The 12572-nt window shown below is 67.3% G+C and carries 13 protein-coding genes; 10 read left to right on the forward strand and 3 right to left on the reverse strand.

The window, feature by feature from the left end:
* The 10 genes from ABW137_RS03255 to lhgD form a co-directional block, all read left to right on the forward strand.
* Positions 1-818, forward strand: an 818-nt coding sequence (locus ABW137_RS03255; protein WP_526396835.1) for an ABC transporter substrate-binding protein, incomplete at its 5' end; no start/stop codon positions are given.
* A 28-nt stretch (positions 819-846) separates the two neighbouring features.
* Positions 847-1776: an ABC transporter permease gene (locus ABW137_RS03260; RefSeq protein ID WP_526396837.1), complete on the forward strand. Its 930-nt coding sequence runs from the start codon at positions 847-849 to the stop codon at positions 1774-1776.
* 44 nt (positions 1777-1820) lie between these two features.
* Entirely contained in the window at positions 1821-2801 is a 981-nt protein-coding gene (locus tag ABW137_RS03265; RefSeq protein WP_526396839.1) for an ABC transporter permease, read from the forward strand.
* 11 nt (positions 2802-2812) lie between these two features.
* Positions 2813-3847: an ABC transporter ATP-binding protein gene (locus ABW137_RS03270; RefSeq protein WP_526396841.1), complete on the forward strand. Its 1035-nt coding sequence runs from the start codon at positions 2813-2815 to the stop codon at positions 3845-3847.
* The gene (locus ABW137_RS03275) at positions 3840-4841 is read left to right on the forward strand and encodes an ABC transporter ATP-binding protein (protein WP_526396843.1); all 1002 of its coding nucleotides are present in this window, start codon (positions 3840-3842) and stop codon (positions 4839-4841) included. The genes ABW137_RS03270 and ABW137_RS03275 overlap by 8 nt, the downstream gene beginning before the upstream one ends.
* Positions 4838-5560, forward strand: coding sequence for a TSUP family transporter (locus ABW137_RS03280; protein WP_526396845.1), 723 nt, complete (start codon positions 4838-4840; stop codon positions 5558-5560). The genes ABW137_RS03275 and ABW137_RS03280 overlap by 4 nt, the downstream gene beginning before the upstream one ends.
* A gap of 40 nt (positions 5561-5600) precedes the next feature.
* Positions 5601-6446, forward strand: a complete 846-nt coding sequence (locus tag ABW137_RS03285) for an IclR family transcriptional regulator (protein ID WP_526396847.1) — start codon at positions 5601-5603, stop codon at positions 6444-6446.
* Positions 6447-6524: 78 nt separating this feature from the next.
* The gene (locus ABW137_RS03290; RefSeq protein ID WP_526396849.1) at positions 6525-7904 is read left to right on the forward strand and encodes an enolase C-terminal domain-like protein; all 1380 of its coding nucleotides are present in this window, start codon (positions 6525-6527) and stop codon (positions 7902-7904) included.
* 5 nt (positions 7905-7909) lie between these two features.
* Positions 7910-8887 (forward strand): 2-hydroxyacid dehydrogenase, encoded by a 978-nt coding sequence (locus tag ABW137_RS03295; RefSeq protein WP_526396851.1) that lies wholly within the window; start codon positions 7910-7912, stop codon positions 8885-8887.
* A gap of 56 nt (positions 8888-8943) precedes the next feature.
* On the forward strand, positions 8944-10149 hold the full coding sequence (gene lhgD, locus ABW137_RS03300; protein WP_526396853.1) for an L-2-hydroxyglutarate dehydrogenase: 1206 nt from the start codon (positions 8944-8946) through the stop codon (positions 10147-10149).
* A 164-nt stretch (positions 10150-10313) separates the two neighbouring features.
* On the opposite strand, the gene alc is transcribed toward lhgD, so the two are convergent.
* The 3 genes from alc to ABW137_RS03315 all read right to left on the reverse strand — a co-directional run bounded on the left by alc (position 10314) and on the right by ABW137_RS03315 (position 12495).
* Positions 10314-11348, reverse strand: coding sequence for an allantoicase (gene alc, locus ABW137_RS03305; RefSeq protein ID WP_526396855.1), 1035 nt, complete (start codon positions 11346-11348; stop codon positions 10314-10316).
* A gap of 67 nt (positions 11349-11415) precedes the next feature.
* On the reverse strand, positions 11416-11931 hold the full coding sequence (locus ABW137_RS03310) for a 2-oxo-4-hydroxy-4-carboxy-5-ureidoimidazoline decarboxylase (RefSeq protein WP_526396857.1): 516 nt from the start codon (positions 11929-11931) through the stop codon (positions 11416-11418).
* Between the two features lie 75 nt (positions 11932-12006).
* Positions 12007-12495 carry an inorganic diphosphatase gene (locus ABW137_RS03315; RefSeq protein WP_526396859.1) on the reverse strand — a complete coding sequence of 163 codons (489 nt, stop codon included), beginning with the start codon at positions 12493-12495 and terminating at the stop codon, positions 12007-12009.
* Positions 12496-12572: the final 77 nt, after the last annotated feature.

Below are 12572 nucleotides of genomic sequence, written 5' to 3' on the forward strand. Positions count from 1 at the left end.
CGGAGGACGGAGCCGAAGATCTCGGCGTGCCGTTCCAGAACAACGAGACCACCGCCCTGCGCATCCAGGCCACCGAGCCCCCGCTCGACGACATCCGGGTACGCCAGGCCATCAACTACTCGATCAACCGCACCGGCATCGTCAAGGCGCTGTTCCGCGGTCTCGGTGACCCCGCGTCGCAGCTGATCCCGTCGGGGGTCGTCGGCTACAACGATCAGCTGCAACTGTGGCCGCACGACACCGACAAGGCCAAGCAACTGATCGCCGAGGCGAAGGCCGACGGAGTGCCCGTCGACCGCCAGATCCGGCTCATCGGACGCACCGCGCAGTTCCCGAAGATCGCCGAGACCATCGAGGTCATCCAGAGTGAGCTCACCGACATCGGACTGAACGTCAAGATCGAGATGATGGACACGGCGGGCCAGCTGCAATACCAGCTCCGCCCCTTCCCGGAGAACACCGGCCCGTACCTGTTGATGATCCAGCACGGCAACCAAGCGGGTGACGCCGCCTTCACCATGGACCAGTACATGCTCAGCGATGGCCCGCAAGCCGCTTACGGCACGCCGGAATTCGACACGAAGATCAGAGCCGCGGAAGCCCTCACCGGCCAGGCCCGCCAAGACGCGTTCGCGAAGCTGTTCGCCGAGGAACCGCAGGAGATCCTGCAGATGGCCTACCTCGCCCACATGAAGGGCATCCTCGGCAAGTCGCCGCGCGTTGACTACGTCCCCAACTCCGCGACCGGTGACGAGATGCGCCTGTCCGAGATGACCATGGCGACCGCAGGCACCGGCGGCGACGCCGACGCGTCGTAGCCCAACAAAGCCCAGGGAGACACAGCCCATGTTCTCGTTCGTACGGCGCCGGATGTACACCAGCGCACTGCCTTTGATCATCGTGCTGCTCGGCGTGTTCTTGCTCGCCCGGCTCACCGGTGACCCAACCAACCTCTACCTGCCCGAGTCCGCCACTGCGGATCAACGCGCGGAGTTCGCCGCGAAGAACGGCTTCGACCTTCCGCTGACCACTCAGCTGGTCGACTACTTCAAGGGCGTGGTGCACCTGGACTTCGGCACCTCGCTGCGGACCGGAGAGTCGGCGTCGGAGATGGCGCTGCGCGCATTCCCCGCCACGTTGCAGCTCGCGGTCACCACGATGTTCTTCGCGATCCTGGCCGCCGTGGTGATCGGCTGCTGGGCCGCCTATCGGCCGAACTCGTTGGCCGACCGCTTCTCCAGCCTGCTGTCCATGACGGCCGCCAGCATCCCGGACTTCTGGTTCGCGATCACAGGTGTGTGGCTGTTCGCCGTTCTGCTCGGCGTGCTGCCGACCTCCGGCGTGGACAGCGGCGTGCTGTCGTGGATCCTGCCGATCGCCACGCTGATGATTCGTCCGCTCGGCGTGCTCACCCAAGTCGTGCGTGGCGCAATGGTTTCCGCGCTCTCTGCACCCTACGTGCGACTGGCCCGCAGCAAGGGTGCCAGCGATTTTCGCGTCGTCACCCACCACGCACTTCGCAACGCCGCAGCCCCTGCCCTGACCGTCGCGGGCGACCTGGCGGTCGGCCTGATCAACGGCGCGGTGGTGGTCGAGGCCATCTTCGGGTGGCCCGGCATCGGCAAGCTGATGATCGACGCGATCCTGCAACGCGACTTCGCCGTACTGCAGGCCGCGGTACTGCTCACCGCCGTCAGCATCTTCATCCTCAACATCGCCATCGATGCCTGCTACGCGCTGCTGGACGCACGCGTGCGGGAACCGGCAAGAGTTTAGATGAACCCCCCATCGCTTCGCTCGCCCCAAGGGAGACACACACGATGAGCACTCAACTCGACCTCGTCCCGGTCAAGCCGACGACCGCGATCGTTGGAGAACCGGTTGCGGGCAAGCGCTCGTCGGTGTGGTTCCGGCTTCTGGCCAACGACCGCGTCGCGGCGTGTGCCGCAGTGATATTGGCGCTGGTGTTCCTCACCGCGCTGATCGGTCCGGTGCTGATGGGCCACCTGGCCACCAGCATCGACCTGGACAACTCCAATCAGGCGCCATTCACCCTGGCGCACGGCTGGGCCAACGTCCTTGGCACCGACCCGCTGGGCCGCAGCATGTTGGCCCGGCTCGTCGTCGCCAGCCAGACCACGCTGTCGGTTGCCATCCCCGCGGTGGTGATCTCAGCTGTCATCGGATCGCTGGTCGGCATGTGGGCGGGCTTCTACCGCGGTTGGCGGGAAACCGTGGCGATGCGCGTCGCCGACGTCATCATGAGCTTTCCGTCTCTGCTGCTCGCCGTCGTGGTCCTCTACGTGTTCTCGCCGAGCGCGGCCAACATCGTCGCCGTCCTCGCGCTGACCCGCATTCCGGTCTACCTGCGCACCGCCCGTGCCGAGTCGGCAGAGCTGCAGAGCCGGCTATTCGTCGACGCTGCAAGGACATTCGGTGCCAGCGCGTCGTCGATCATCATGCGGCACGTGTTCCCGATCGTGCTGCCGACTCTGCTGACCGTGGCCACCCTGGACTTCTGCTACGTGATGCTGGCGGAGAGCTCCCTGAGCTTCCTTGGCATCGGCATCCAGCCTCCCGACGTCAGCTGGGGCCTGATGGTCGCCCAGGGGCGGACCTACCTCAACACCGCGTGGTGGTTGTCCTTCTTCCCCGGACTGGCGATCGTCATCACCACGGTGTCGGCCACCATCCTGGCCGCGTGGGCCCGCATCGCCACCGACCCAGGTCAGCGGTGGCGCCTCACCGTCCCGCAGAAGCGTCTGTCCCGCTTCGCCAAGTCCACCAAGCGTCTGTCGTGAAAGGAACTGCCATGACCGCTGTCGCAGAACACCCACCCGCAGGCGTCGTCGACGCCGAACCCGCCCTCGACGTCGACGGCCTCACCGTGGACATCCGCACGGTCGGCGGCACCGTCCGCGCCGTCAACCAGGTGTCGTTCGCCGCCCGTCGCGGCGAGACCCTCGCGCTGCTCGGTGAATCGGGATGCGGCAAGTCGATGACGGCGACCGCCCTCGTCGGTCTGCTCGAGCCCGTCGCCGAGGTCACCGGCGGGTCGGCCATGCTCACCGGCCGCGACGGTACCTCCGATCTGCTGACCGTCGACCGCAAGGTGCGACGCCAGCTCGCAGGCACGGAGCTGGCGATCGTCTTCCAGGACGCACTGACCGCGCTCAACCCGCTCTACACCGTGGGAACCCAACTGGCCGAGCCATTTCGGATCCATCACGGGATGAAGTCCAAGGAGGCCAAGCGCAAGGCCATCGAATTGATGACGCGCGTTGGCATTCCGCAGCCGGAATCCCGGCTGAACTCCTACCCACACCAGTTCTCCGGTGGCATGCGGCAGCGACTGCTGATCGCGATGGCGGTGGCACTGAACCCGCGCGTGCTGATCGCCGACGAACCGACCACCGCACTCGACGTCACGGTACAAGCGGGAATCATGGCCTTGCTGCGAAGCCTGCGCACCGAGTACGACATGGCCGTCTTGCTGATCACCCATGATCTCGCCCTCGTTGCCGAGGAGGCCGATCGGGTCGCCGTGATGTACGCGGGCAACATCGTCGAAACCGGCCTGGTATCAGAGGTGTTCGCGAACCCGAGGCATCCCTACACCAAGGGTCTGCTGGACTCGGTGCCGGTGAACGCGGTCCGCGGCGAAGACCTCAAGTCCATCGGTGGATCGCCGCCGGACCTGCACTCGATCCCCACGGGCTGCGCCTACCAGGATCGCTGCCCGCTGGTCCAGGACGTCTGTCGATCCGACCGACCGGAACTGACCATCGTCGGCAGCGGGCACCAGGCCGCCTGCCACTTCTCGCAGGAGGTCGCGGCCCATGTCTGACTCACTTCTCCAGGTCCGTGACCTGCGAAAGTCGTTCAAGGTGCCCGGCGGCGGCAAGAACGTGCTGACGGCGCTCGACGGCATCACCCTCGACCTGGCTCGCGGCGAGACGCTGGGGCTCGTCGGTGAATCCGGTTGCGGCAAGTCCACGTTGGCGCGCACGCTGATGATGCTTGAACGGCCCGACTCGGGCACCGTGTCGTTCGACGGCATCGACCCGTTCAGCCTGCGCGGCAAGGACCTGCTGAAGTTCCGGCGCCGGGTTCAGATGGTGTTCCAGGATCCCTACGCGTCGCTGAACTCGCGGATGTCGGCGGGTGACATCATCGCCGAGCCGTGGCGCACCCACAAGACGATGTTCGAGAGCAAGACCGACCGCGACAAGCGGGTGCGCGAGCTGCTCGATCTCGTCGGGCTGGGCGCCAAGGCGGTCGACAAGTATCCGCAGGAGTTCTCCGGCGGGCAGCGGCAGCGAATCGGCATCGCTCGGGCACTGGCGCTCAACCCCGACGTGATCATCTGCGACGAGCCGGTGTCTGCGCTCGACCTCTCCGTGCAGGCGCAGGTGCTCAACCTGCTCAACGAACTTCAGCAGGAGCTGCAGATCTCCTACGTGTTCATCTCGCACGACCTGTCGGTGGTCCGGCACGTGGCCGATCGCGTATCCGTGATGTACCTCGGTCGCATCGTCGAGTCCGGGGCCACCGAGGCCGTGTTCGACGCCCCGACCCACCCGTATACCGCAGCGCTCATGTCGGCAGCGCCCAAACTCGATGCGTCACATCGCAAGGAGCGCATCCTGCTCAAGGGCGAGGTCCCCTCGCCACTCAACCTGCCCTCGGGGTGTCGGTTCAGGACCAGATGCTGGAAGGCGACCGACGTCTGCGCGGCGGAGTCTCCGCCGCTGGCAGTCGATCCGAACGACGTCGGGCACGGCGCGGAGTGCCATCACCCGTTGATCGGCGAACCGGCGGTACTCGTGCACAGCGCGTGAGCGTCACCGAGTACGTGATCATCGCCATCGCGATCCTGATGGGTTCGTGCCTGCAGGCGTCGATCGGCTTCGGACTCGGAATGCTCGCCGCGCCAGTCATCGCGCTCGTGGACCCGAGCCTGATTCCAGGGACGCTGATCATGCTGGCCGCGCTGGTCACGTTGGCGGTCACCGTACGGGAGCGCGAGGCCATCGACCTCTCCGGCACCGGCTGGGCACTTCTTGGACGGCTACCTGGAACCGTCGCGGGTGCGCTGCTTCTCGCGGCGATACCCGAACGCGCACTGGCGATCCTGATCGCAGCCGTCGTGCTGGTCGGCGTGCTGTTGACCAGCGTCGGCTGGATCCCGGCGCCGCGGCGTCGCAACCTGGTGCTCGCGGGTGCGACGTCCGGCGTGCTCGGCACCGCGACGTCGATCGGCGGTCCACCGATGGCTCTGGTGTGGCAGAACAGCAGCGGGCCTCGGCTGCGCGGCACGATGAGCGGGTTCTTCCTGGTCGGGTCCGTGTTGTCGATCGTGGTTCTGGCCCTCACCGGTGCGGTGCATGCCGAGACGTTCCGCAACTGTGCGCTCCTTGCTCCCGCGCTGCTGGCCGGCTACGTGCTGTCGCGCCACGTCAACGACCTGCTGACCCCGAAACGGCAGCGCTGGACGGCGATCTCGATGTCCGCCACCGGCGCGGCCATTCTGATCTCGCACGAGCTGGGTGTCTGGTGAGGTGCCCCCAGCGGCCGCGGCCATCTGGGATAGTGGTCCCGTGACGACACCGGACGGCACACCCTCGCCGGATGTCGCTGTACACAGGACTGTTTCGTCCCCCGCCCGGGCGGGGGTGAAGTCGGCCGCGCGCACGGTCGAACTCCTCGAGTACCTCGCCGCCCGGCAGGACCGGCCCGCCCGGATCCGGGAGATCAGCACCGCCCTGGACATGCCGCGGAGCAGTGCGCACGCGCTGCTGCGGACGTTGATGGCGCAGGGCTGGGTCCGCTCCGACGAGTCCGGCACTTCGTACGGCATCGGGATCCGTGCGCTACTCGTCGGCACCAGTTATCTGGACAGTGACCCGTACCTGCCGGTGATCACGCCATTCCTCGACGATCTGCATCAGGATCTCGACGAGACGTTCCACGTCGGCAGGCTCGACGCGTGCGACGTGGTGTACCTGGCCACCAGGGAGTCGCGGCAGTATCGCCGCACGGCAAGCCGCGTCGGTCGACGACTGCCAGCACATGCCACCGCACTGGGAAAGGCCTTGCTGTCGGACCGGTTCGGCGTCGAGCGCGACCGTCATCTCCCGGAGGTCTTGCAGGCCATCACCACTCATACGACGACGGACCGCGCCGCGCTGGAGGAGCAATTGGAGACGGCCCGCATCCGCGGTTACGCCACCGACGACGAGGAGAACACCGAAGGAGTGCGGTGTTTCGCCGTGGCACTGGGATACACCCGGCCCGCGCAGGATGCGATCAGCGCCTCGGTCCCCGTCGCGCGGCTGACCCCGGAGCGTGAACGCGTCATCGTGGAGGCGCTGCGCAGTGTCGGCGACAAGGTGAGTCGGGTGCTGCGGCCCGTCGCCAACGGGGACAAGTGGTTCGCGCAGTGATCTGCGATGCGTGCGGTGCATCAATCCATGCCATAAGAGTGTTGGACGAGTATCAACGGACCTTTGTAGGCTGAGGGCATGAGGCAGCCGCAATCCCCGTCGCTTCGCTCGCCCCAGCCCAATCGCACCCCGGTGGTCACCTCGATGCGAGTCGTCCCCATCGCCGGCCACGACAGCATGCTCCTCAACCTCAGCGGTGCGCATGCCCCATTCTTCACCCGAAACCTGTTGATCCTCAACGACTCCGATGGAAATACCGGAGTCGGTGAGGTGCCCGGCGGTGAATCGATCCGCCGCACGCTCGAAGACGCCCGTCCGATCGTCGAGGGCCGAGGAATCGGCGACTTCCATGCGGTGCTCGCCGACATTCGACGTCAATTCGCCGACCGCGACGCGGGCGGCCGCGGCGCCCAGACGTTCGATCTGCGGGTCACGGTGCACGCCGTGACGGCCGTCGAGTCGGCACTTCTCGACCTCCTCGGTCAATGCCTTGACGTTCCCGTCGCAGCGCTACTCGGCGACGGCCAGCAGCGCAGCCGCGTCCAGGCGCTCGGGTACCTGTTCTTCGTCGGCGACCGCACCAGAACCGACCTCGCCTACCAGTCCGCGGCCGACGAGGCCCCCGGCGCCGACGATTGGCTGCGCATCCGGCACGACGAGGCGATGACGCCCGACGCCGTCGTTCGCCTCGCCGAGGCGGCCCGCGAGCGGTACGGCTTCCGCGACTTCAAGCTCAAGGGCGGCGTGCTCCCCGCGCCCGACGAGGCGAAGGCCGTGATCGCACTGGCCGACCGCTTCCCCGACGCCCGAATCACGCTGGATCCCAACGGTGGTTGGCTGCTGGCGGACGCGATCACCACGTGCCGAGAACTCGACGGCGTGCTGGCCTACGCGGAGGACCCCGTCGGACCGGAGGGCGGCTTCTCGGGACGCGAGGTGATGGCCGAGTTCAAACGGGCCACGGGCTTGCCGACCGCCACCAACATGATCGCCACCGACTGGCGCGAGCTGGGTCATGCCATCCGCGCTGGAGCCGTCGACATCCCCCTCGCCGATCCGCACTTCTGGACGATGGCCGGTTCGGTCCGCGTTGCCCAACTCTGCGACGCGTGGGGCCTGACCTGGGGCTCGCACTCCAACAACCACTTCGACGTCTCGCTGGCGATGTTCACCCACGTCGCCGCTGCGGCGCCCGGGGAGGTCACCGCCATCGACACGCACTGGATCTGGCAGGACGGACAGCGAATCACCAAGCGGCCGTACGAGATCGTCGATGGCTACCTCGACGTCCCGCAGGCCCCCGGGCTGGGTGTCGAACTCGACGAGGCAGCCGTCGACGCCGCGCACGAGCTCTACCTCGCCGAGGGGCTCGGCGCGCGTGACGACGCCGCCGCCATGCAGTACCTGATTCCCGGCTGGACCTTTGACAGCAAACGTCCAGCGCTGCAACGGAGCTGATGCACGTGAAGATCCTCGTCGCCGACGCCAACTTGCTGCCACACCGGGAGCGATTCGAGGTCGCCATCCCGCACGGGAGCGAAGTCGAATGGCACGTGGACAAGGACCCGCAGACCCTGCTCGACGCGCTCCGTGACGTCGACGTCTACGTGGGAAGTCGATTCACCCGCGAGATGGCAGGCGCCGCCGAGAAGCTCCGCCTGATCCACGTGGCGGGAGCCGGTACCGACCGGGTCGACTTCACCGCGTTGCCCGACGGGGTGCTGGTGGCCAACACGTTCCACCACGAACGCTCGATCGCCGAGTACGTCCTCGCGACGGCGATCATGCTGCGCCGCGACTTCCTGGCGCAGGACCGGGCGCTGCGGCGCGGCGTGTGGGCGACCTCGGTGTACGACCGCGACATCGCCCAACTACCGACGCTTCGGGATGCCAGCATCGGGTTCGTCGGATTCGGTCACATCGGCCAGCGTGCGTGGGAACTGTTTCGCACCCTCGGTGCGACCGGTGCCGCGGTGACGGGCTCCGGTCGCGTCGACGCCGCAGCCCACGGGCTGTCCTGGGTCGGCGACACCTCGCGGCTCGACGACCTGCTGTCGGCCTCCGACGTGGTGGTGGTCTCCGCGCCGCTCACGTCTGCCACCGAGGGCATGATCGGCGCCGACCAGTTGCGCGCGCTCGGGCCCGACGGGATCCTCGTCAACGTGGGCCGGGGACCGCTGGTCGACGAACGCGCCCTCTACACGGCGCTGCACGACGGCGTCATCCGCGCCGCCGCCATCGACGTCTGGTACCGCTACCCGGGCCCCGACGGTCGCTCCGTCCCCAGCGAGCTGCCGTTCGCCGAGTTGGCGAACCTGGTGATGACACCGCACTCCTCGGGGGTCACGACCGACACGTTCGCAGGCCGTGCCGACGACGTCGCCGCGAACATCGGCAGGCTCGCCCGGGGTGAGACCCTGATCAACCTGGTCGTGAACTAGAACCTGGTCGTGAACTAGGCAGTAGGCCGGGCCCGCGGCTTGTAACGTGCGAAGCGATGACACGAGTCCGCTACTGCGTGATCGGGGCAGGCATCGTCGGGCTGTCCACGGCGCACCACCTGCTCACGGCCGATCCCGACGCCTCCGTCGTCGTCCTCGAGGCCGCGGGCGCCGTCGCCGCGCACCAGACCGGTCACAACAGCGGCGTCATCCACTCCGGCATCTACTATGAGCCAGGCAGCCTGAAGGCGCGTTTCTGCAAGGCGGGGGAGCGCGCCACCAAGGACTTCTGTGCGCAACACGGCATCGACTACTCCGAGTGTGGAAAGCTAATCGTCGCAACCACTTCCGCGGAGCTCGCTCGAATGACGGCGTTGGAGGGCCGCGCCGCGGTGAACGGCATCTCTTGTACTCGACTCGGCCGCGACGAACTCCGCGAGCTCGAACCGAACGTGACGGGGCTCGGCGCGCTACATCTGCCCGCCACGGGCATCGTCGACTACACGCGGGTGGCTCGCAAGCTCGCCGATCTGATCATCGAGGCCGGCGGTGAGGTGCGGATTAATCAGCGAGTGATGGCAATCACCGAAACCTCGGCGGGCGTGCTGGTTTCGACCAACTCCACGACGATGACGTGCGACCGGTTGGTGGTCTGCGGCGGGCTGCAGGCCGACCGGCTCGCCGAACTCGCGGGTGTCTCCGTCGACGTGCAGATCGTTCCATTCCGCGGCGAGTACTACCAGTTGCCCACTGGACGTGCGGGATTCGTGCAGCGACTCATCTACCCCGTGCCCGATCCCGAGCTTCCGTTCCTCGGCGTGCACCTGAGCCCCACCATCGACGGCCGCATCAGCGTCGGGCCCAGTGCCGTCCTCGGCCTGGCCCGCGAGGGGTACCCGAAGTTCTCCTTCAACGCGCGCGACACCGCCCGGATGGCTGCCTTCCCCGGACTCTGGCGCGTCGCGCGGGCCAACGTTCGCTTGGGCCTCAAGGAAATTGGCAACTCGCTCTTCAAGGATCGCTACCTTCGCGAGTGCCGCAAGTACGCTCCCGAACTGACGAAGGCGGACCTGCTTGCGCACGAGGCGGGTATCAGAGCACAGGCCGTGCGTCGCGACGGCACGCTGGTGCACGACTTCGTCGTCGAACGAACCGACCGCATGGTGCACGTCCTGAACTCGCCGTCACCCGCGGCGACCGCTGCCCTGCCGATCGGCAGGCATCTCGCGTCGCTGGCGACGGGTCAGCAGAGCCCGTCGTAGATCGACGTGAAGTGGCGCGTCGTCCGTTCGGAGCGGGCGCCGCACTCCGCGAGGCATCAACCATGGCGGCGTCCATCGGCGTGTCGCCGCCACCGATGCTGTGTCGCGGAGTGCGGGCCGCGCGCGTGAAGCGCATGAAGCGCAGGCAGGCTTGGCGCACCGAGCTACGCGGTGGCCTCCCACACGTCGCGGAGGTGCTGCAAGCCGTCGGCGGTGAGGCTGCCGAAGAGTCGCAGCCGCGCCATCCCGCCGTCGGGGTGGATGTCCAGACGGGCCTCCGTGATGGGGCGGTCATCGGCGATCAGGAAGCGGTGCCTGGTGTCCGGCAGCAGATCGGTCGCTGGCAGGAGCTCGAACCACTCGCCGTCCCCGTCACGCCCGGACAACCGACCGATCCCCGGCGCATTGCCGACGAAGTAGGACGTGTCGAGTTCGGCGGCGTTGAGCACGCCGCGGCCAGCCAGATGGACCTGCACCCAGTCGTTTCCGCTGTCCCGCCTGCGGGAGGTCTCCCAACCGTCGCCCATCGTCCTGGCGGTGCCAGGGAGCAGCAGATTGTTGGGGGAGCTGTAGAACATGTTGGAGCAGCCCGTGATTCGGCCGCCGTTTTCGAGTGCCGCCAGGTCCAGCGTCATACCGTCGGCGAAGTCGGGATCGAGCAAACCCTCGCCATGCACCCGGAACCGCGCGACACCGCCGTCGGGATAGATCGTCAGCCGCACGTGCGACCACCGCCGAGCCGAATCCACCTTGAACGGATTGCGGGTGTCCCCGTTCACCCCGGTGCGCTCGACGAGGGTGGTCCACTGCGTCTTCTCGATGAGCTCTTCGACCGACGGGTAGCCCGACACGTAGGCCGCTTCCACGGAGATCTGCGGCGGGTAGTTGCCGGTGAACCACGCGGTGTCGACGACCACGCCGCGGACGATGCCCGGCACTCCGAGCCGGACGATGACGGAGTCCGACGCATCGGCGATCGCCCCGCGCCTGCGCCGCGTCTCCCAGCCGTCGTAGACCTGGCCCTTGTGGCCGAAGGTCGCGGGTCGGAACTCCGCGGCCGCGGGCTTGATCAGGTTCTCCTTCTCGGCGAACAGATCGTCGTTGGCCCACAGCACCGAACCACCGGCTGACCGCGCGGCCAGATCGGGCAGGGACAAGAAGTGCGAAAGGGCGCGGTTCTTCTCAGACGGGGTGCTCACTCAGACGAGCCTAAGGCAGCACACGACCCATCTGCTCGTCGCGTCCACGGCGGTGGCTACCCGTTGCCTACCAGTTCTGGTAGCCACCCTCGGGGCCCAGCATGCGCTCCAGCCTCGAGCGATTGATCCTCGCCAACTCGTTGCGGACGACCTTGCGTTCGGTCTCCAGGTCGTTGTGCATCCGGTCGGCGATGGTGGCCAGGACCGCACGCGCGTTGACTCCACCGACGAACATCACGAATCCGAACCCGAAGTTGGTGGCGTAGGCACGCGCCGACGCGGCGAGCTCCGCCATCACGGCAGCATCGTCGTCCCACAGTGCGCACTGCTCGGCCTGGCTCTTCTCGCTGCGCGGCCGACGGCCAAGCTCGGGGCAGGCGTCGAGGATCTGGTCGATCGCGGCTTCGGGCATGGCGAACAGCAGAGCATCGGCATGCCGGAACAGCGCGTCGTGGTCCTGGTAGGCACGGCCGTAGGCCAGGTGCCGGGCCATCGTCATGCTGTTGCAGCATTCGTACAGCGCGTGCACGGCCTTGCGCTCCGGCAACGCGTTGAACGCCTCGAGGCCGATCCCCTGGTGCATCAACACATCCGTCAGAATGGGTTTTCCAAACGACACGCGGGTTACCGCGTGTTACGGGCGTGCTAAATCAGTGAACTAGTGGCCTTCTGCCTTGAATCGCTCGACGGAGCGCTGCAGCTCGGCCTCGGCCTCTTCGCGGCCCGCCCAGTCGGCGGCCTTGACGAACTTGCCCGGCTCCAGGTCCTTGTAGTGCACGAAGAAGTGCTTGATGGCCTCGAGCTCGAACGGCGGCACGTCGGCGAGATCCTGGATGTGCTCCCAGCGGGGATCGCCCGCTGGCACGCACAGCAGCTTGTCGTCGCCGCCCGCCTCGTCGGTCATCTTGAACATGGCGACCGGCCGGGCGTCGACGATGGCACCGGGGAACACCGACTCGGGCAGCAGGACCAGCGCGTCCAGCGGGTCGCCGTCCTCGCCGAGGGTGTTCTGGAAGAAGCCGTAGTCAGCGGGATATCCGAACGCCGTGTAGAGGTAGCGGTCGAGCTTGACCCGACCGGTCTCGTGGTCGACCTCGTACTTGTTGCGCGACCCCTTCGGGATCTCGATGACGACCTCGAACTCCACCGCCGCGGCTCCTTCGTCTGCTCTTCGTGTCAATGGGGCGCCGGGTGACGACGCGGGTCAACCATAGACGAGCGATA

Origin of the sequence: Mycobacterium sp., assembly GCF_040509115.1 — a bacterium.
Lineage (GTDB): Bacteria > Actinomycetota > Actinomycetes > Mycobacteriales > Mycobacteriaceae > Mycobacterium.